This window comes from Demequina silvatica, from assembly GCF_000971215.1.
Taxonomy (GTDB): domain Bacteria; phylum Actinomycetota; class Actinomycetes; order Actinomycetales; family Demequinaceae; genus Demequina; species Demequina silvatica.
Genome location: NZ_BBMA01000006.1, coordinates 108,394 through 128,057 on the forward strand (window position 1 = coordinate 108,394; position 19,664 = coordinate 128,057).

General features: G+C 63.8%; 17 protein-coding genes. 5 read left to right on the top strand and 12 right to left on the bottom strand.

Features of this window, described 5'->3' with window-relative positions; genetic code table 11:
• Positions 1-253: 253 nt before the first annotated feature.
• On the bottom strand, positions 254-1,477 hold the full coding sequence (locus tag AOM05_RS09745) for an IS256 family transposase (RefSeq protein ID WP_062521701.1): 1,224 nt from the start codon (positions 1,475-1,477) through the stop codon (positions 254-256).
• Between the two features lie 220 nt (positions 1,478-1,697).
• On the opposite strand from AOM05_RS09745, the gene AOM05_RS14245 reads away from it, so the two are divergent.
• Entirely contained in the window at positions 1,698-2,684 is a 987-nt protein-coding gene (locus tag AOM05_RS14245; RefSeq protein WP_156165141.1) for a glycosyltransferase family protein, read from the top strand.
• 41 nt (positions 2,685-2,725) lie between these two features.
• On the opposite strand, the gene AOM05_RS14730 is transcribed toward AOM05_RS14245, so the two are convergent.
• The 3 genes from AOM05_RS14730 to AOM05_RS14610 form a co-directional block, all read right to left on the bottom strand.
• Positions 2,726-3,145, bottom strand: coding sequence for an acyltransferase (locus AOM05_RS14730; RefSeq protein WP_082097423.1), 420 nt, complete (start codon positions 3,143-3,145; stop codon positions 2,726-2,728).
• Positions 3,146-3,250: 105 nt separating this feature from the next.
• The gene (locus AOM05_RS09750; RefSeq protein ID WP_062521702.1) at positions 3,251-4,879 is read right to left on the bottom strand and encodes an IS1634 family transposase; all 1,629 of its coding nucleotides are present in this window, start codon (positions 4,877-4,879) and stop codon (positions 3,251-3,253) included.
• Between the two features lie 244 nt (positions 4,880-5,123).
• Positions 5,124-5,369, bottom strand: coding sequence for an acyltransferase (locus AOM05_RS14610; RefSeq protein ID WP_228373270.1), 246 nt, complete (start codon positions 5,367-5,369; stop codon positions 5,124-5,126).
• Between AOM05_RS14610 and AOM05_RS14615 the strand changes: the two genes are divergently transcribed.
• Complete coding sequence (locus tag AOM05_RS14615) at positions 5,340-5,786, top strand: hypothetical protein (protein ID WP_228373273.1); 447 nt, start codon at positions 5,340-5,342, stop codon at positions 5,784-5,786. The two genes, AOM05_RS14610 and AOM05_RS14615, sit on opposite strands and share 30 nt — an antisense overlap.
• A 22-nt stretch (positions 5,787-5,808) precedes the next feature.
• Here the strand turns inward: AOM05_RS14615 and AOM05_RS13970 are convergent, their stop codons facing one another.
• The 6 genes from AOM05_RS13970 to AOM05_RS09760 all read right to left on the bottom strand — a co-directional run bounded on the left by AOM05_RS13970 (position 5,809) and on the right by AOM05_RS09760 (position 13,555).
• On the bottom strand, positions 5,809-6,645 hold the full coding sequence (locus AOM05_RS13970; protein WP_169746744.1) for a glycosyltransferase: 837 nt from the start codon (positions 6,643-6,645) through the stop codon (positions 5,809-5,811).
• A gap of 368 nt (positions 6,646-7,013) precedes the next feature.
• Positions 7,014-8,345 carry a polysaccharide biosynthesis protein gene (locus AOM05_RS14250; RefSeq protein WP_156165142.1) on the bottom strand — a complete coding sequence of 444 codons (1,332 nt, stop codon included), beginning with the start codon at positions 8,343-8,345 and terminating at the stop codon, positions 7,014-7,016.
• Positions 8,342-9,265, bottom strand: coding sequence for a glycosyltransferase family 2 protein (locus tag AOM05_RS13975; RefSeq protein WP_082097426.1), 924 nt, complete (start codon positions 9,263-9,265; stop codon positions 8,342-8,344). Before AOM05_RS13975 ends, AOM05_RS14250 begins: the two co-directional genes overlap by 4 nt.
• Positions 9,226-9,948: a WecB/TagA/CpsF family glycosyltransferase gene (locus tag AOM05_RS14735; protein ID WP_500778343.1), complete on the bottom strand. Its 723-nt coding sequence runs from the start codon at positions 9,946-9,948 to the stop codon at positions 9,226-9,228. The genes AOM05_RS13975 and AOM05_RS14735 overlap by 40 nt, the downstream gene beginning before the upstream one ends.
• Before the next feature lie 184 nt (positions 9,949-10,132).
• Positions 10,133-11,257: an O-antigen ligase family protein gene (locus AOM05_RS14255; protein WP_169746747.1), complete on the bottom strand. Its 1,125-nt coding sequence runs from the start codon at positions 11,255-11,257 to the stop codon at positions 10,133-10,135.
• Positions 11,258-12,070: 813 nt separating this feature from the next.
• Positions 12,071-13,555, bottom strand: a complete 1,485-nt coding sequence (locus AOM05_RS09760) for a sugar transferase (protein WP_062521705.1) — start codon at positions 13,553-13,555, stop codon at positions 12,071-12,073.
• 126 nt (positions 13,556-13,681) lie between these two features.
• Here AOM05_RS09760 and AOM05_RS09765 point away from each other — a divergent pair, with 126 nt between their 5' ends.
• From AOM05_RS09765 to AOM05_RS09775, 3 genes are all read left to right on the top strand, one after another.
• On the top strand, positions 13,682-15,055 hold the full coding sequence (locus AOM05_RS09765; protein ID WP_062521707.1) for a tyrosine-protein kinase domain-containing protein: 1,374 nt from the start codon (positions 13,682-13,684) through the stop codon (positions 15,053-15,055).
• A 94-nt stretch (positions 15,056-15,149) separates the two neighbouring features.
• The gene (gene gmd / locus AOM05_RS09770) at positions 15,150-16,181 is read left to right on the top strand and encodes a GDP-mannose 4,6-dehydratase (RefSeq protein ID WP_062521708.1); all 1,032 of its coding nucleotides are present in this window, start codon (positions 15,150-15,152) and stop codon (positions 16,179-16,181) included.
• A complete protein-coding gene (locus AOM05_RS09775) occupies positions 16,166-17,170 on the top strand; it encodes a GDP-L-fucose synthase family protein (protein ID WP_062521709.1) in 1,005 nt (334 codons plus the stop codon). Before gmd ends, AOM05_RS09775 begins: the two co-directional genes overlap by 16 nt.
• Before the next feature lie 3 nt (positions 17,171-17,173).
• Here the strand turns inward: AOM05_RS09775 and AOM05_RS09780 are convergent, their stop codons facing one another.
• A complete protein-coding gene (locus AOM05_RS09780; RefSeq protein WP_062521711.1) occupies positions 17,174-18,964 on the bottom strand; it encodes a DUF4012 domain-containing protein in 1,791 nt (596 codons plus the stop codon).
• Positions 18,965-19,067: 103 nt separating this feature from the next.
• Complete coding sequence (locus AOM05_RS09785; protein WP_062521713.1) at positions 19,068-19,553, bottom strand: hypothetical protein; 486 nt, start codon at positions 19,551-19,553, stop codon at positions 19,068-19,070.
• Between the last annotated feature and the right edge of the window lie 111 nt (positions 19,554-19,664).

The following is a 19,664-nucleotide window of genomic DNA, read 5'->3' on the forward strand; positions in this document are numbered from 1 at the left end:
CTCGCCCTAAAGTCGCAGTGGGAGCAAGTGTAGGCGCAATGCGAAGCACCTCGTGCAAGCGCTCAACCGGGGGCCGGTGCGACCACTCACAGGTCACGGAGTTGCGACCGATGGCTGCCACTGCACACACATTGGGCATGTCAGCGCCGCCACGAACGGGCGAGCTCGGGACTCACCCAGACCGCTAGGTTGCGCAGGTGACGTCCCGCTGTGTGGTGGAGTTTCTCGACACCGTGCGGGTCAGTCGTTCTGATTATGCAGCGGTGAGTTCGGGGATGGCTACCTCCTCGGGTTCGGCTAGGAGCAGTGCCATGGAGTGCTCGCTGAAGTAGCGGCGGTCGGCACCGTCCCATTCGTCGTGTTGCTCGATCAGGACGTGCCCGGCCAGGCGAAGCAGCGCGGCGGGGTTGGGGAACGTGCCGACGACGTCGGTGCGGCGCTTGATCTCCTTGTTGACCCGCTCGAGCGGGTTCGTGGACCAGATCTGACGCCAGTGCGGAAACGGGAACGCCGTGAACGCGAGCAAGTCGTCACGGGCCGCCTCGAGCATGTCGGCGATCTTGGGATGCGAACGGGTGAGCATCGTCACGACCTCGTCGAACTGGGCGTGGACGTGCTCACGGTCGGGTTGGGCGAAGATCGTGCGGATGATGGACGCGACCATCGACCCCGCCGCCTTCGGAACATTCGCGAGGACGTTGCGCATGAAGTGGACCCGGCATCGCTGCCAGCTCGCGCCCTGCATCACAGTGTGGATCGCCGCGATGAGCCCGGTGTGCGCGTCAGAGATCACCAGCTGCACCCCGCCCAGCCCGCGGGCCTTCAATGAGCGCAGGAACTCGGTCCAGAACGGCTGGGACTCGGTATCGCCGACGTCGAAGCCGAGCACCTCACGCCGTCCGTCCGCGGCCACACCCACCGCGACCACGATCGCTTGGGACACGACCCGCCGGCCGACCCGGGCTTTGCAGTACGTCGCGTCGAGGAACACGTACGGATAAGCCTGATCCGACAGGGGTCGGTCGCGGAACGCGGCGACGTCCTCATCCAGATCAGCGCAGATGCGTGACACCTCGGACTTCGAGATCCCGGTGTCCGCGCCGAGGGCCTTGACCAGGTCATCGACCTTGCGGGTCGATACGCCGTGGACGTAGGCCTCCATCACGACCGCGAACAGGGCCTGGTCGATCCGGCGGCGGCGTTCCAACAGCGACGGGAAGAACGAGCCCGTGCGCAGCTTCGGGATCCGCAGATCGAGCTCACCGGCGGTCGTGGTCAGGGTGCGCATGCGGGAGCCGTTGCGTTGCGTGGTGCGGGCCTCGGTGCGCTGGTACGGGGCGGCACCGATGAACGCGGCCGCTTCCGCATCGATCAATTCTTGATAGAGCGTCTCGGTCGCGACGCGAATCCGGTCGCTGACCTCGGTGAGTTTGAGTTCCCCGAGCAGCTCGAGCAGGGCAGACTGGTCAAGAGCCATCGTGCGTTGTGTCCTTCCGTGAGATTCCTAGACAGTTCTCACTGACCATCGCACGATGGCTCCTCAGCGTCTACGACACCGAAGACCCCGCCGGAAAGTCCACCACCCCACGGGACGTCACCGGTTGCGCACCAAGCGCACTCCCTTGACTGGACCGAACGTTCGGCCGGCCAGACATCGATGCGGACCTTGGGCCAATCCGGTGAGTAGGATCTTCGGCATGCTAAGTGTTCTACTCGATACCCGTGAGCGCCACTACGAGCAGAACCCCTATATCTTCGATCTAACGCAGCAGTCAGCGGAAGTCGAATATATTCCTTTTAGCTGGCGGACTCTTATCTTCGGCCGCTATGACATCTTTCATGTGCACTGGCCGGAATGGCTAGTCGTTCACCGAAATAGCGCCGCGCAGATCGCGATACGGATTCTGTTCGCGTTAGGATTCCTAGCACTGCGTGCCAGGTCCAAGACCGTCGTCCGGACGGTTCACAATCTCGAGCCGCACAACGGTTCCTCCGCTTCCGTTCGCCGGGCCATTGCGCGCCTAGATTCGATAACTACAGCGAGAATCTGGCTCAACGAGTTGGATCGCGAAAATATGGGGCCCAGAGATTCGGTTATCGGACACCCAGATTACCGACCGTGGATGGAGCGAATCGGTCATACGCCGAGCGATCCGCCGGGCCAGTCCCGCGCGCTTTGCCTCGGGTCACTAACGCGATACCGCAACTTCGAGGAAGTCATTGCTGGGGTTGGAGAATTGAGCAAAGCCGAACTCAAAATCGCGGGGGCAGCGACCGACGCCGTGTACCAACGTGAACTTGAGATCCAAGCGCACAATCAGCAAGCCCGAATTGAGATCACGGGGCACCGCCTAAGCGATCCGGAGCTTGCGAAGCTAGTAAATGACGCCGATGTGGTGTTTGTACCGTACACGAACCTATACAACTCGGGGATCATCTTTCTTGCGCTGACGCTTGAGCGTCCCGTAGCGCTGAAATCAGGAAACTACGCAGATGCGCTCGTACGTGAGTTCGGCAGCGACTGGATCCGAGTTTGGGACGGCAACCTTGATCATCAGCAGGCCTCTCAAATACTCAACCACAGTCAGCCAACCTTCGGAGCAACGTCTCGAGCACGGAACTGGCAGTCCGTGGCGGCGGCTCACGCACGCTTCTACGAGAAGGCCCTGGAAGTGGGGAACTAGTATCTCGACTTTCAACGGGACCCCAGGAACCCGCAACCGCGTCAGGGCAGTTCCCTAATTAGCCTTGCGGGCACTCCCCCGTACAATCCATTAGGTGCAAGAGTCGAGACCACGACGGCACCAGCCGCTATTACCGAACCCGCGCCAACTGTCACACCAGGCAGAATTGTCACATTTGCCCCGATCCAACAACCATCCTCGATGGTCACGGGCGCACTAACTACCCGACCCCCGCGGCAAGACGAATCAGCGATTTCGTGCGTAGCCGTAATGAAGCTCACACCCATTCCGACGAGAACCTTATCGCCTATGCCAACGCGAGCTGTAGCGTCAAAGCGAACATTGTAGTTAATGAACGTTTCACGACCGATAGAGACATCGCGACCGGAAAACCAACAACGAGGCGAGATCTTGCAGTCACCTACTTCCATGCCAAGCAGCCGCAACGCACGCGGCCGCATGGGCCTCGGCAGCAATGGCGAACTCACGAGGATATTGAGGACAAAGTCTCGGCCAATGTTCTCAAAGAACGCCCCTGAGTTGGCTCATTCGCTTAGTGCGTGAGTTCAGGCTCGCTCGAGGGCGTCGAGGATGGCTTGCTCGGCTTCGGGGATCTCGGGTGTGAAGGTCTGTTCGGTGCCGTTGATCGCGATGGTCGCGGACCGTAGCGGCCGTAGTTGACGGATGACGTTGCGGATCGCGAGTCCGCTGCGGGCTTGGATCTCGCGGCTGACGGCCAGGGCGGTGAACACGATGGTCAGGTGCGCTTCGATCGCATCGCGGGTGTGGTGGAACATGGGCCGGGCGCGCAGGTCGGTCTGCGACATCCGGAACGACTGCTCGACGTTCCATAGCGCGTGGTAGCTGGTCATGACCTCACGGGCGGGCATGAGCTCGGCGGGGATGTTCGTGACGTAGCCCTTGAGTCCGACCAGTCGCCGTGCACGAGCTAGCGACGCTTCGTCGAGTCGGCGTGCGCCGTTGGTCGTCTTCACGAAGCGGGGCGTACGTGTGGCCTTGTCACCGGACACGACGTCACGAGCGCGCTGCTCTTGCAGTGTCAGGGTGCGGTTGTCGCGCACGGCGCGCTTGGCGGAGTACGCCCACACGGCCCGCCACGACCGCTCGTGGTGGTCGGCGTTCCAGATGGGTTCGGCCTTGACCAGCGGGTTCGATGCGCCGTCCTTGCGAGCATGCCCGGTGCGTGGGGTGATGGTGTCGATGACCTGCCCGTCAACGAAGGCGTCGCCGTGCCACCGGAAGTGGGACTCCAGGTCCACTGGTGCCTTCGTGACGCGGGACCCGACGATGAAGTTCAGCCCTGCGTCGTCGAGCTCGCGCAGGTTCGTCGCGGACAGCATGCCGGCGTCGGCGACGATGACGATCTCGGCCAGGCCGTGGCGCTGTTGGAACTGGCGCACGATCGGCACCAGGGTGAGGGTCTCGGCCTTGTTGCCTTCGAAGCATCCGATCTCGAGCGGGAAGCCGTTGCGGTCGACGAGGAGTCCGACGACGACCTGCGGGTCGACGCGACGCTCTTTCGAGTAGCCGACCTTGCGGAGGCCGTCTTCCTTCTCTGCTTCGAAGTACAACGTCGTGACGTCATAGAGCACCAGCGAGATGTCGCCGGCGTTCATCGCGTGGGTGAAGCAGGCGGCGGCGATCGTGTCGCGGTAGGCGCCCGCCATCGACCTACCTAGGGTGCGCTTCATCGTCGCGTACGACGCCGGCGTGCGCCCCAAGTCCGTGAGCACGCGCCCGGTATCGAGCAGCGAGGTCGGTTCCACGATTCGTGAGATCACCAGGTCGCGGAACACGTCGTCGTCGACGGCGTCGAACCCCAAGGACGCGTACACGCGGGCCAGGACGTCGAACAGCAGGCGCGAGTCGGTGCCGACGACCCGACCAGACCCATCACGACGCGCCGCCGTGCTGCGCGGCTCCACGTCAACAAGGTCGTCGCGTCGCGGACTCACGAGGTCCGCGACCAGCGGGGTGGGGGTGACGTCGAACTCGAGCGCGCCCTGATCGGGATCGCCGAGCAGCTGGCCGGCCTGCTCAAGCAGGATCCCCAGCTCGGCTTCCGTATGCGCCGACCCGACATGACGCACAATCCGCTGCCGCCCGCCGGCGTACTCGGCGATCTGGACCGCCGTCGCTCCCGACGCGGTCCGCACCCGCCTGATGAACGCCACACCGAGACCCTAGACGCCCACGCCTTAGTGCGTGAAAACGCACTAAGCACCAACCATCACCCCAGGTACACCGGATGCGCCATCGCCGACGGCCGGCGCGTGAGCCAAGTCAGGTCGGAGCAACGTCTCGAGCACGGAACTGGCAGTCCGTGGCGGCGGCTCACGCACGCTTCTACGAGAAGGCCCTGGAAGTGGGGAACTAGTATCTCGACTTTCAACGGGACCCCAGGAACCCGCAACCGCGTCAGGGCAGTTCCCTAATTAGCCTTGCGGGCACTCCCCCGTACAATCCATTAGGTGCAAGAGTCGAGACCACGACGGCACCAGCCGCTATTACCGAACCCGCGCCAACTGTCACACCAGGCAGAATTGTCACATTTGCCCCGATCCAACAACCATCCTCGATGGTCACGGGCGCACTAACTACCCGACCCCCGCGGCAAGACGAATCAGCGATTTCGTGCGTAGCCGTAATGAAGCTCACACCCATTCCGACGAGAACCTTATCGCCTATGCCAACGCGAGCTGTAGCGTCAAAGCGAACATTGTAGTTAATGAACGTTTCACGACCGATAGAGACATCGCGACCGGAAAACCAACAACGAGGCGAGATCTTGCAGTCACCTACTTCCATGCCAAGCAGCCGCAACGCACGCGGCCGCATGGGCCTCGGCAGCAATGGCGAACTCACGAGGATATTGAGGACAAAGTCTCGGCCAATGTTCTCAAAGAACGCCGCGAGCCGTCGCCTGTGACCGACGCGATTCATCCAAGCCGCCCCAGTGCGCCAGTGCCCCCCAAAGGCATGCAGCGTAGTAAGCGGCCAATCAAACTCGCGGACGGCTTGGACGCGCCGGCCGAACCCGCCACGAGCCTCGCGCTCGCCACGCCGCGCAGCCTGGCGTAGGAGGTCCAGGGTGGATCCCCGGTCACTTGCCTGACGCCAAGGCGTAGAACTCACTGAGTTTCTGAAAGCGATTCGCACCGAAACGCACCGCCTGTATGCTTGCCACTTCGGTCCTTCTTTCCCACCAATAGTCCGGGTCTGCAGCATAGCGCCGGATCGCGTCAGCCAGTTGTACCGAGAGCCCGACGATCGCATCCTCATAGTGGTCGGGGCCCTGCCCAATGCCAGCCCACTCGGAATTTCCGTCGAGTGGCAGCTCCAGTTGCCACCCGTGGCCGCCAACTATCTCCGGCAAAGCCTGAATATTCGTGTGCACCACCGGGACACCATGGACTGCGGCTTCCGCCGCGAAATAGCCATACGTGTCGGCGAGCGAAGGCAGAACCGCCATGTCTGCTGCTTGCAGCAACTGAAGAACCTTTGGGTGTGGGGCCGATGGGAAGTAAGAAATTCCGCCGGTCGATGTCAACAACTCACGCAAGCGGGCTACATCCGTTGCATTACGATGAGGCGCGGCGTAGTCACCGACTTGGACTGGGCTCACCACGGTCAGGTCCAGAGGAAGTTCCGGGGAAAGTTCACGGTATGTACGTAACACCGCCTCGCCTCCCTTCCTGAAGAAATCATTGCCAACGAAGACCAAGCGGATGCGCCGATCTTTATTGTGGCGCCGTGCCGGACCCGCCGGAGATGCTGGACGCACAGCCGGAGGGATGATACCCACCTGCACGTCACGCGATAGCTCCAACTCCAAGTCAACGAGCGCCCGTCGAAACCGCATATGGGCATAGGACGAGAGCGGAACAAGGAATTTTAGGTCGGTGTCGCTGACGAGAATCTCCAACAACCTCTTGCGCAAACCTGGATTGTCATCTGCAACCCTTGGCAATCTACTCTCGAACGTGACACCCCATGGTCCTCGACCGCCAATTCGAATGCGATTCCAGAGGTGCAACAACTCACCGTTCTGCGGCCGGAGCGGCGCGTAGGCCGCATGATAGTGGCGCAGACGCCGACTCGGAAGCCTTGAGAAAGGAACGCCGGGTGCAGGTACGACCGCCCAGCCAGGCGCCCCGCAATTGTGCGCCAAGTGATAGTTCAACGCTTTCGCGCGGCTGTCTACGAGAAGTTTCCTCACGTGGTCCCGTTCCTTCACCATTTAGCCAATGCCAATCCGAATACGGACAACGCGTCCGCGCAGGGGGTGGAGCTATTATGAACTCCCAATCAACCAACTAAAGCCGCACGGCGCCGGCGCGCGACAACGGCTGCCAGCCCCAACACCTCAGTGACAATGATCGCCAGTCCGGCGGCCAACGGCGGGCCTGCTGGGCCGATCGTCTTGGCCAAGGCAATTGCTGCAGGGATCGAGATCGCAAGGCCAATGATGCGGGCGAACGCCTGCTGCCTAATCCCACGCGGGTCAGTGAGTGTTGCTGCGGCGGGTCCGGTGAGCGCCTGGGCCATGAGCAGAAATCCGAACGCTCCCAGCACCGCCAGTGAGCTCGGGACCTGCCCTCCGCTCATTAGTGACACAAGCCAGGGCCCGGCCAGGACCAGTGCGATACCTGCTGAGATCGCCACGCAGCCAAGCACCGTAGCGGATCTCCAGTAGTCCTTTGCCGCCGGGATCCGCGCAGAAAACGGCTTCACGAGGGCCATTCCGGTGAGAAAAACGACCGAGGCGAGCGGTTGATACAACTGCGAAGCCATCGCATACTCCGACAGGTCGAGTGCAGTCCCAACGTGTGCGACGACAATCTTGCCACTTTGAACTTGGACAGCGTATGCGCCACTCAGGATGAGCGCGGCGACTGCTGAGGCCCACAACTGAGTGTGCGGAAGTCGCGAATAGTCGATTCTCTCCAACAATTTCGTGACACTGTAGCGATTTATCGAAACGCGCCAACTTGCGACAAAGTAGTACGCATTCTGAACTAGCACGCCAATTGCGGGGATGACCGCGTATATAGAAAGGCTATCGACGCCTAGCGCCACTGAAAGTACGGTCAGTAGAAGCGACGCCACAGGGGCGATGCCCGTTCCGAGCGAGACAATCTGGGTCCTTCCAGCACCAATCAATACTCGTTGCGCGAGCCCAAGAGGAACTGCAATCACAAAAATGCTGAGCGATACCGCGGTTGCCTTATTTACTTCTGCCGAGTAGGCATCCTCAACTCCCAGCAGCCCAGCCCAAGTTCCAGCACGCGCCAGGACGAAGAAAGCTGCGCAGGCAACCATCGCTGCCACAACGAGAATTCGATAGGTTCGGATCAACGTTACAATGGCAATTCGCGCGTCGTGGCCCGTAAGTCCACGTCGCGCGAGAGATCTTGCCACGGCAACACCGAGGCCCAAATCCGCAAAGGGCAACATCAGAAACAGCTGCCCAATCAGGCTAATGAGGCCATATTGCTCAGCGCCGGTGGCCTCAACTACAAGGCGCGCGGTAAGCAATGCGGATATGGCCGAAACTGGCAGCACTGCGAGACGACTACCGGCCGTCGCAACCAGGTCGCGACGGATCGTGTCACCACTTCGACTGCGCCAGAGACTCACTTCTTTTTCTCCAACAAGGGGCTGAGTCCGATTGCAGCGGCGGCTAGGTGCGGGACACCCACCGCGCTCGCGCGAATAGCCTGGATTGCGCCGCGCGGGTCCTTGCCGCGCAAGGCCGCACGTAGCCCTATGCTCAGCACGAAGTCCGCACTCGCGCGCCTCGAGTCCGGGGCTTCCATCGACGCGAGCCAATCTAGGCTCGCGCGCCAATCAGCGGACTTCGAGATCGATCCTGCGGAGGCCTGGTAGACATCAACCAGTGGTTCCGGCGCAGTATGAAAGACCACGCCTGATCGATGCCATCGTATGACGAGATCCCAGTCCTGGTGACGGCGCAGGGACTGGTTCCACGGCAGTTCGCTAAGCAGTGACCTCGGCGCGATCAACATACTGGTCTGCATGAAGTTGTCGCGCAGCCGTAGGTGACGCCGAGCGAGTAGGTAACTTGCCATGTCCCGTTCATTGTCGTACGGGGTCTCGGGAACGACGCGAAAGGCTGAAGTCGATGGATCGATCAGCCGCGCGCGACAAGCCGCTACGGAACGGGCGCCATCTGACGCGTCAAGCAAGGCGAGTTGTCGTCGAGTCTTGTCCGGGTGCCATGCGTCATCGTCGTCTAGAAATGCAACGTATTCGGTAGTCGAAGCCGCGACCCCAACGTTCCTTGCCTCCGCACCGCCTTGATGCCCGGCGGTGCTTATCGCGCGGAAGCCGAACCTGTGAGCGACTTGCTCGACCGAACTGCTCTCGTCGAGCTTGTCACACACTACGACCGCCTCGACTGGCACGGATTGACTGGCCACCGAGGCAAGTGCCCGCGCAAGCGTCTCGCGTCCGGACGTTGGTATCACCGCGGTAACTCGAGGCTCTCTCCCGGCGGTCAACGCGTGCCCAGCCGGCGGCGAATCAGTGCCACGCATAGCTTCACAGGCTCGAGCAAGTATCGAGAGGCGAGCCGCGCAGGATCGCGGGACAGTCGGTAAAGCCACTCAAGACCGACCGCGCCGAGCCATCGCGGAGCAAGATCTTGGGTTCCCGCGAAGTAGTCAATACAGCCGCCCACGTTCGCAACGACCTTGTTTGCTAGCAGCGGCCGGTTGTCGAGAATCCACCTCTCTTGCCGTGGCATGCCCATTCCGACAAGCACGAGCGAGGCTGCGGCAACTGCCCTCGCGATGGATTCTGCGCTCCGTTCTAGCTGGTATCCGGGTACACCTACCCAGGTAATCGAAGGATAGTCACGACTGATCGCCGCAGCTGCCAGCGCACTTGCTTCCGCGGTGCCCCCAATTGCCGCGATCGTGAGGGGCACCCCACTGTCCAGCAGCTCCTGTAGCCAGTCGGTCGACCCTGTGCGGAACCTCGCCGCGCGATGCCTTCGACTGCGAAGCAGTTTCAGGATCGGCCACCCATCAATCAGGCACAGGTCGGCTGACTCTGTGTACGTTCGGAAAGCCTGATCATGCTCGAATAGGTACGCTCCATGAAGGTTCATGTTTGCGATCGTCAAACCTGCCGAGTCGCTTGCATGCGCCAAGATCATTGACGCAACATCAGCGGCCGGCAATGGCGTCGTTCGGAAGCCAAGGATCCGAACCCGCACTGCTTCCGTGGAGCTGGCCCGAAGGTCAGTCTTCTTCAAACTTCTTCCCCATCTGTGAGTTACTCGAGATCTCTTAGAGACGGTCGCACGCGCCGCGAGCGACCTGACTCGTGCTGGGCGCGCACTGCTCCCCCCACCCGAGGACGATGATTTCGGCCGCCGTCCGGCACCTCGCGCGCCGCGCTCACAACCGCCTCGATGAGCTTGTGCTCCGCATCGCGGAAGACCGGACGCTCCTCCGACCGTTCAGGTGTCCTCGTCGCGACGACGGCTCGGTCTCCTGTTGAAGGCTTGGGGCAGCGCGTTGTCGTGGGGAAGTGTCGTGTGGGCGCGCTCGCGCTCGATGGCGCGGAACACGCCAGAGGCCGAGGCTTGAGGCAGCGACAAGGGCCAGGATGAGCGTGCCGACCGGTCGCACTGCCCGTGCCTCGGTCACGTTGTATGCGAGCAATACGCTCAATACCAGCGCCAACGAGACAAAGCGCCGATCCGAAACGGCGAGTTCCACGGAGCGGTAAAGTGCGGGCGCGGCCGTGAGCACGTAAAGAGTCAGCCCAACAATCCCGACCTCAAGCAGGACTTCGAGATATCCGTTGTGAGCAGAGTTCGCCGCCTCATACCCGAATGCCTCTTGAATGGATCGCCCAACCTGAGATGTCCACACGCCTCCCCATCCATAGCCTGCGGCGGGGCTCTCGGCACTTGCTTCGAGGACCAGATCCCAGATCTCCGTCCGACCGGTCAGCGTCTCGTCGCGTCCGAGAAATACGATGATTGAGTCCAGCGAGCGCACGGCCCATGGCACCGCAAAGCCAAGAAGGGCGATCAAGGTTATCGGTAAGACCGCGCGCAAAATACGGACATCAATCCTGCTCGCTCCCGCGAGCCCAAGTGCGACGACCAATACGGCGAAGGTAATTGCGAGGGCCGTACTGGACTGCGCAGATATCGTCGCGGCGGCAAAAGCAGCGATCATCACGAGCGACACTAACGCCCGGCCCTCGCCCGCCATCAGTCTGGCGATCGCCATTGTGGCGCCAAGGACCATGACGGTCGCGAATGTATTTCGGTGATCGTAGATTCCCTGTATTGCTCCGAAACCGTACGCGTCGCTGACCCTGCCTACGCTTGGAACCACCCACGCAAGCACTACTGACGTCACCAGCACGAAAATAGCCCCGCCTAGGAGGCCTCGGGTGACCGCACGTAGGCCGTACCTCGAGAATGCAATTCCCATCACAACAGTCGTGATCAAAGCTACTAGGGCGTAGACGGTTCCGCGGGGGTCACGACTCCACCCGATGCTCACGACTGCCCAGCCTACAAAAGCGCAGAGTGCGACGGGAATCGCGACGGGTTGATTGCCCTTCACTACAAGCGCGCCCAGTGCGAGCATTGCGAGAACAATCGCGAATACCAGCCCATTGCCGAGGAAGATGGGCTGAGTCGCCGCAACAAGTGAGGCGCCTACGATTGCCGAGCGAAGGGCGTCACTTCGAACCGGTGCTCGTCGACTCGTCGGACGGCGCGCTGTGCGGATCATGCCCACCCACGCACCGTAGGTCTCATTGTGACGGACGGCGATGGTTGACTTGTCGATGCCCGCATTTCCCAGCCCGTACAACCCAGTGCCGCAGCGCGCTCACCGCGGGCCTCTGGGAGCACGCCAGTTAGCGCTGTCATGACCACTCGCCTCGATTCCCTGCTTCGGCTCACCCTCAGCTTCTTGACGGCGTCCATCGGAGGAACGACCGCGAGCGTGCGGAATGGACTTGGCCTCGTGACGGGTATTTCACTGAGACGTGTTGCAGCCAGCGTATCCGTGGGATTGTTCAGCATGGACAGGCATCGTTCGTTGCGCCCAGTGCAGGGTACGGTGCCCGCGTACCGTGTGCCGAGCTTTGTGACAGGCGTCGCACGTGGCGCCCGCGCACCTTGTCCCACGTGCTCGGAAGTCGCGGTCGAGCTTCGCCGCGGTCGACAAGGCAAGACCGATATCCGTAGCGCCCTCGCGCGAAACGGGGTAGACGCGCCCTTCCGGTCATTCCCACGCCCGCGTGTCCACGCCCCGCGGCGACTCGAGCAGGCATGCTCGTCTCGGCTGCGACGAGCAGCCTCCAACTTAGTACGCACCGCGACCGAATAACACGGCGCCCACCGTCCGTAGGACAATGATCAGGTCGCCCGCGAGACTCCAGTTCTCCGTGTAGTAGAGGTCAAGCCGAACGCTCTCGTCCCAATTCAAGTCGCTACGACCACTCACTTGCCAAAGTCCAGTAATGCCCGGTTTGACGAGCTGCCGTCGGGCAACCCGCGGGTCATCCCACAGGTCAACTTCAGACTGCAGAGGCGGACGCGGCCCCACGATCGACATGTCGCCTCTAAGGACATTGAGGAGCTGCGGCACTTCGTCAATGCTGAAACGGCGCAACAACTTGCCAACCGTGGTGACGCGAGGATCGTCCTTCATCTTGAACAATACTTCGTTGCCTTCGGCGCGCTGGCGCTCGCGGAGCTCGTCTAGCCGCTCACCTGCGTCGACATACATAGATCGGAACTTCAGCATCGCGAACGGCTCGTAGTCGCGACCGACACGTTCCTGTCTGAAGAAGACTGGGCCGTGACTAGTCGTCTTGATAAGTACAGCCACCACCAACATCGGAACCGACCCGAGCAATAGCAGGAGGAAAGCCGTCATACGATCGGCAGCTTGCTTGAGGTAGTACTTGCCGCCATCGAATCGGGGGATGTCGACGTGAAGGAGCGGCAGTCCTTCAACTGGACTCATGGAAACGCGCGGCCCAGCCACGTCCACCATTGCAGGCGCGACGATGAGTCCAACTTCCGTGCCCTCGAGTTCCCACCCCAACTGGCGGGACTCCCGCAGCGACATCGCGTCCGTGCCAGACAAGAGGACGTACTCCGCGTTCTCGCGCTTCGCTACTTCCGCTGCATCCGAGACGGCGCCGAGCACCGGCACGTCCTGCATATCCGCGTCAACGAAACGATGGCCTTCTGGCAGGCATGCGCCAATGACGCTGTAGCCAGCGCGCCGCGAACGTCGAATGCGTCGGATCATCTGTTGCGATGTGAGCATCGGTCCGACCACGATCACGTGAGCGAGGAGCTCACCTCGGTCGCGCTGCGCGTGCATCCACGCGCGCCACGCTGCGCGGTACACCGCGAGCGCGACCGTGCCGAGTGGAATCGCAAAGAGAAGGTAGCCACGGCTCACCTGCCACTGAGTAAGAAAGCCGACGATCGCGACCGCTGTGAACGTATGCCAGGACGCGGCGAGCACCCGCTGGAACTCTTGCAGCCCATGCCCGAGGACGAGCGCATCGCGGGAACGTGTCCATCCCAGAGCAAGGATCCAAAGCGCTGCTACCGCCACCGTGACCTGCCAATAGGCCGGTGACGCGGCGCCTGCGACACCAACAAACGGATCCCAGCCGAATCGAGCGGCGTGTGCTCCCACCATGACGAGCGCCACGACGATGACGTCCGTGACGAAGAGGCGGAACTCGTACTTGCGTGCCCATCCGCGCATCCCAAACATCCGCTGCTGCGAGACCGGCGCAAGGGTCTCGCCCCCCGTGGCGACCATGGACCCAAGGGTACTTGGACCGCGGCTTGCGCCTGCACAAATGTTCGGCGCCTACTCAGCGCCATGGCAAGATTGTGGGTCGCGGGGGGCGCGCCCTCGCTCGCACGGGAGAAACCGGGGACACAGGTGGAGCTACAAGACTATCTCCGGATTCTCCGCAAGAACTGGATCATGATCGTCCTCCTCATGCTCGTCGGCGCGGGTGCCGGCCTGACGTACTCGATGTTGGCGACTCCGACGTACGCCGCCTCGGCCAAGGTGTTTGTCTCGACCTCGGCCGGCTCGACCGTCGCGGACCTCGCGCAGGGCAACAGCTTCACCCAGCAGCGTGTCAAGACCTACGCGGACCTCATCAACACGGCGGCGGTCCTGCAGCCCACCATCGACGACCTACATCTTGACCTGAGCGTCGCCGACCTGCGCGCCAAAGTTGCTGCAACCTCCCCGCTCAACACTTCCGTGATCGACATCGCCGTCACCGATTCTGATCCAGTCTTCGCAGCATCTCTTGCGACGGAATCCGCCAACCAGCTCATCCACGTCGTAGAAGGAATCGAAACCACCGATGCGGCGGAGGGGTCGCCGGTGAGTCTCACGGTGGTGCAGGAGGCCGAGGTCCCGGTGCAACCCGTCAGCCCCAAGAAGACGCTAAACGTCGCGCTTGGCCTGCTGCTTGGGCTAGCCCTGGGTGTGGGCATCGCCTTGCTTCGCACCACTCTTGACACCCGCATCCGTGGCGAGCGAGATCTCGAGCGCATCACCGACGTCCCGGTGCTCGGCGGCATAGTGTTCGACCCGAAGGCCAAGCAGCGCCCCCTCCTCGTTCACGAGGATGCACGCAGCCCACGCGCAGAGTCCTTCCGCACGCTGCGCACCAACCTGCAGTTCCTCGACACCGAGCGCTCGTCGCGAAGCTTCGTGGTGACGTCGTCGATCCCTTCGGAAGGCAAGTCGACGACGTCGGCGAACCTCGCGATCACCCTGGCAGACGCCGGCGCCCGTGTGCTGCTTGTGGGCGCTGACCTTCGCCGTCCCAAGATGGCGCAGTACATGGGCATCGAGGCGGGAGTGGGGCTCACCGACGTCCTCATCGGCCGCCTCGACATCGACAGCGCAATCCAGCGCTGGGGCCGCAGCGAGCTCTACCTGCTCCCCGCCGGATCGATCCCCCCGAACCCTTCGGAGCTCCTCGGCTCGTCCCGCATGGATGAGCTCATCAAGCAGCTCGACTCGAAGTTCGACGTGGTCCTCTACGACGCGCCTCCGCTCCTGCCCGTCACCGACGCGGCCGTACTGGCCAAGCTCGTGGGCGGCGCGGTCGTCATCGTCGCCGCTGGCAAGACTCACGCGCCCCAGCTCGACAGTGCCCTCCAATCGCTCGAGACCGTAGGCGCCCACGTTTCCGGCCTGGTGCTCTCGATGCTGCCGTCGCGCGGTCCCGACGCTTACGGCTACGGGCGCTACGGCTACACCTACGAGGAAGAGCCCGCCGGCAAGTAGGGCCACCCACCCCCTTCCCTCATTTCGGACATTCTGGCTATAGTCCGCAATAGGTGCGTAGTTGCGCGCCGACGCTGAGGCTTGAGGGGGGATCATGCCGAAGAAGGCCTTCATCACGGGCATCACCGGCCAGGACGGCTCATATCTGGCAGAGCTGCTGCTGAGCAAGGGGTACGAGGTTCATGGCCTGATCCGCCGATCCTCGTCCTTCAACACGCAGCGCATCGACCACTTGTACGTGGATCCGCACGAGCCCGACGCTCGGCTGTTCCTGCACTACGGCGACCTCTCCGACGGCGCACGTCTCGTGTCGCTGCTCGCGGGGATCAACCCTGACGAGGTCTACAACCTCGCAGCACAGTCGCACGTGCGCGTGAGCTTCGACGAGCCCGAGCACACGGGAGACACCACCGGAATCGGGTCGGTTCGCCTGCTCGAAGCCGTGCGCATGGCAGGAATCAACACTCGGTTCTACCAGGCCTCGTCCTCCGAGATGTTCGGCGCTTCGCCGCCGCCGCAGGACGAGTCGACGCCGTTCTACCCGCGCAGCCCGTACGGCGCCGCGAAGGTCTACTCGTACTGGGTGACCAAGAACTACCGCGAGGCGTACGGCATGTTCGCCGTCAACGGGATCCTGTTCAATCACGAGTCGCCCCGCCGCGGCGAGACATTCGTCACCCGCAAGATCACCCGCGCCGCCGCGCACATCAAGGCCGGCCTGCAGGACGACCTATGGCTGGGCAACCTCGACTCCATCCGCGACTGGGGCTACGCCGCCGAGTACGTCGAAGGCATGTGGCGGATGCTGCAGGTCGACGAGCCTGACGACTACGTCCTCGCGACCGGCGTCGGCTACACCGTCCGCGACTTCCTCGAGGCTTCCTTCTCGCACGTGGGCCTCGACTGGCACGACTACGTGAAGTTCGATGAGCGCTACCTGCGCCCCACCGAGGTCGACGCCCTCATCGGCGACGCGTCGAAGGCCAAGGAGAAGCTCGGCTGGGAGGCCACCGTCGACGGGCTCGCGCTCGCGCGCCTGATGGTCGACGCGGACCTCGACGCGATCGGCTACGAGGCCAAGCCGTGGCACGACGTGGTCAACCTCCAGTCATGGCGAGCGGCCTGACCCTCGCGCCCGCCGAGTCGGACGGCGTCGGGTACACCCCGGCGCCGCTCGATCGCGAGGCGACCTTCTACGTCGCCGGCCACCGCGGACTGGTCGGAAGCGCGATCGTGCGCCGGCTCGAATCGGCAGGCTTCACCCACGTAGTGGGTCGCCCCTCAGCGGACCTGGATCTCAAGGACCGCGACGCGACCTTCGCGTACTTCGCTGAGGCGAAGCCTAGGTACGTGGTGCTCGCCGCTGCCAAGGTTGGCGGCATCCTCGCCAACAGCACCTACCCTGTCGACTTTCTCAGCGACAACATCCGCATTGAGACCAACGTGATCGACGCCGCGCTCGCCCACGATGTCGACCGGCTGCTCTTCTTGGGGTCGAGCTGCATCTACCCCAAGTACGCGCCACAGCCGATCCGCGAGGACAGCCTGCTCACCGGCCACCTCGAGCCCACCAACGATGCCTATGCGATCGCGAAGATCGCGGGCATCCTCCACATCCAGGCCGCCCGACGCCAGTACGGCAAGCCGTGGATCTCGGCGATGCCCACCAACCTCTACGGCCCGAACGACAACTTCTCGCCGCAAGGTTCCCACGTGCTTCCGGCGCTCATCCGCCGGTACGACGACGCCGCACGCTCCGGCGCGCCATCGGTCACCAACTGGGGCACCGGGGCCCCGCGGCGCGAGTTCCTGCACGCCGACGACATGGCTGACGCCTGCCTGTACTTGATGGAGCACTACGACGGCCCCGCCCAGGTCAACGTCGGCACGGGCACCGACGTCACCATCCGCGAGATCGCCGCGACCATCGCCCAGGTCACCGGCTTCACCGGCCGCACGGAATGGGACACCAGCAAGCCCGACGGGACGCCGCAGAAGCTCCTCGACGTCTCGACGCTCAGCGCGCTCGGATGGACCGCGCAGATCTCTCTTGAGGAGGGCCTGCGCCGCACCTACTCCTGGTACCAGGAGAACATCGCCGAGCTGCGCGGCTGAGCGTCAGCAGCCCTCGCTCGCGGCCGCGGTGTCCCGTTTGACCACGGTCTCCTGCGCGCCCGGCGTCTGCACGTATGCCGGCGGCAGCACGCCCCGCTCGTTCGCCGCGATTGTGTATCGCAGCGTCGCGGTCTCGCCGGGCGCGATCTCGATACGTGCCGTCGCCATCGCGCGCCCCTCCTCATGCTCGGGACGCACCTTGGCCTTCTTGCCGTCCAGCGTCACGCCGGTGACGCCGGTGCCCACCGCCGGGTAGATGAGCACGTTGGCATGGAACTCGCCCAGCGAAACGTAGATGCCGCCGCCGCTGACGTACTCGGGCAGGGCCTCGAGATCGCCGTCAAAGGCGTGCGTGAAGGCGACCTCGACCTCCTGACCCGCGATCGAGCCGTCGGGGCACATGAGGTCCGTCACTGTCGCGGCGGTGTCGACGTAGTACCCGATCTTGGATCCGGTGCCGTCGTTCACGAACACTCCCACCGCATCGTCCCGCTCGAGGTAACCGCCCGAGATGGGGGTGGAGACCAACAGGTCCTGCTCGGCCTCATCGGCGGACCACACCATGAAGCGCCCGGCATCGATGGCACGCTCGACGCCATCGAGCACCGCACCGTCGCCCGAGACGATCCGTCCGAACAGCTCGGCGGAGGCGCGCCCGAAGAATGCGTCCTGGTCCCGCGGGTCGGGGTACTCGAGGTACGAGTCCCGCAGCATGGTGTCGGCGAGGTTCGCACCCGTGATCTCGAAAGGACCGACCGCGACGGGATCGGAGCCCTCGAGCATCCAGCCGAGCGCGACCGAGTCGACCGAGATGACGCCGTCGACCTCGTCCCCGCCGCCGGCGGCCCAGAAACGCGTCATCAGCTCGGCTGAGCGCGGGAACTCGGGAGTGAAGTTGACGTCCTGAGGGAAGATCTCCATCTGGTCTCCGAAGATGCGCTTCTCGTCCTTGGTAAGGCCGCCCACGCCGGAGGGCTGCTCGAGGCTTCCCGCCGAGCGGTAGTCGCCCATCGAGACGCCACCGTCATCGACGGTGATCTCGATGATCGCGCCCGAGATGCCTCCCGTGGCGCGCGGCTCGGCGTTGTTCTGCACCATCACCAGGTAGGTGCGCTCGCCCTCGCCGCCCAGCATGGACGGCAGCAGCTCCGCCGCGACATGCGCGGAGCCCACCAGCCCGGCGAGAGAGTCGACCTGCTCGCGGAGGTCCAGGAAGGGCGTCGCGACGCGGTCGATGGTGTTCGCGAGGCTCACGTTCCCGAGCACCGCGGACTGCGCATCGAGGGCGTCGGCAGCCTGCGCGAGCGGCTCGCGGTAGGGCTCCAGTACGTACGGGTCGATGCGGCCGTCCTCGAAGCCGGGAACCGCGAGCGCGTCGAGGCTGTCCATCTCCGCGAGCGGCGCAAGCGCCTGTGTCGCCATGGCGTCGACGGCGTCTCCCGCGGCCATGAGCGGCCGCACCTGGTCCGCGACCCACGGCGTGTGCGCCGCGAGCCACCAGTGGGGCCCGGAGGTCGCACCTGCGAATGCGCGCGCGGACTCCTCGAGGCTGTCGACCTCGGCGGCGAGCGCCGCGGCGTCGCGATTCGACACCGCCTGCTTGGCGGCCGTCGCGTGCGCAGTGAGCGCCTCCGAGGAGTCGAGCATGGTCTTCGCGTTCCACGCGAACAGCGCACCCACGCCCACCACCACGATCCCGCATCCGCCCGCCACCCACGGCCACACGCGGCGGCGCTTGCGGGTGGGCTGCGGCTCGGGCTGGCTCGCGGCCGGCTCGGGGGTGGCGTCGCTCATCGATGTCCTTCAGGTGGGGGGCTGCGGCGCCCAGGTTACCCGTGACCGGGTACGGCAACGGCCTCGGGTCCGCCATGCAGCGGACCCGAGGCCGTGTGAAGCGTTACGCGTTCTGCGCGGCGCGGCGGCGCGCACCGATGAACACGGTCGCGGCGCCCGCGACCAGCAGGCCCGCGGCGCCCGCGGCGAGACCGACGTTTTCGAAGCCGGTGCCCGAGAGCTCGTCGGTGGAACCGGCGGTGCCCGCCGCGACGACCTCGATCGACGCGGTGTCGACGGCCTCGCCGTCGACGATCGCCGTGAGACCCAGCGTGCCGGCGGTGCTCGGCGCGGTCACGGTGAAGGTCGCGACGCCCCCGGAGATGGTCTTGGTCGCGGAGGTGACGGTGCCCGCGATGGTGGCGTCCTCACCGGAGGTGGTGGCCTGGAGCGCGGCGTCGGAGCCGTCGGGGCCGGCGACGTCGCAGTTGAACGGCTGCCCCACCTCGCTGGTGGAGACGTCGCAGCCGATGACGTCCTCTCCGCTGGTGTAATCCTCAGCGAAAGCGGCGGTCGGGGCGAGAATGGCCGCGCCTGCCAGCGCGGTCACAGCAAGGGTACGTACGAACATATGTGATGCCTCCCAGCAGACGGCGCCCTCAGCAGCGCCGTTGAACAACCCATGCATCATAACAAGTGTTCAACAGGCAATTCGGGTCCC

Excerpts from the sequence above, each read along its gene's own strand:
- AOM05_RS09745 (WP_062521701.1), bottom strand. The coding sequence starts at position 1,477 with ATGGCTCTTGACCAGTCTGCCCTGCTCGAGCTGCTCGGGGAACTCAAA.
- AOM05_RS14245 (WP_156165141.1), top strand. The coding sequence starts at position 1,698 with ATGCTAAGTGTTCTACTCGATACCCGTGAGCGCCACTACGAGCAGAAC.
- AOM05_RS14730 (WP_082097423.1), bottom strand. The coding sequence starts at position 3,145 with ATGCGGCCGCGTGCGTTGCGGCTGCTTGGCATGGAAGTAGGTGACTGC.
- AOM05_RS14610 (WP_228373270.1), bottom strand. The coding sequence starts at position 5,369 with ATGGGTGTGAGCTTCATTACGGCTACGCACGAAATCGCTGATTCGTCT.
- AOM05_RS13975 (WP_082097426.1), bottom strand. The coding sequence starts at position 9,265 with ATGCGTGGCACTGATTCGCCGCCGGCTGGGCACGCGTTGACCGCCGGG.
- AOM05_RS09760 (WP_062521705.1), bottom strand. The coding sequence starts at position 13,555 with ATGGTCGCCACGGGGGGCGAGACCCTTGCGCCGGTCTCGCAGCAGCGG.
- gmd (WP_062521708.1), top strand. The coding sequence starts at position 15,150 with ATGCCGAAGAAGGCCTTCATCACGGGCATCACCGGCCAGGACGGCTCA.
- AOM05_RS09775 (WP_062521709.1), top strand. The coding sequence starts at position 16,166 with ATGGCGAGCGGCCTGACCCTCGCGCCCGCCGAGTCGGACGGCGTCGGG.
- AOM05_RS09780 (WP_062521711.1), bottom strand. The coding sequence starts at position 18,964 with ATGAGCGACGCCACCCCCGAGCCGGCCGCGAGCCAGCCCGAGCCGCAG.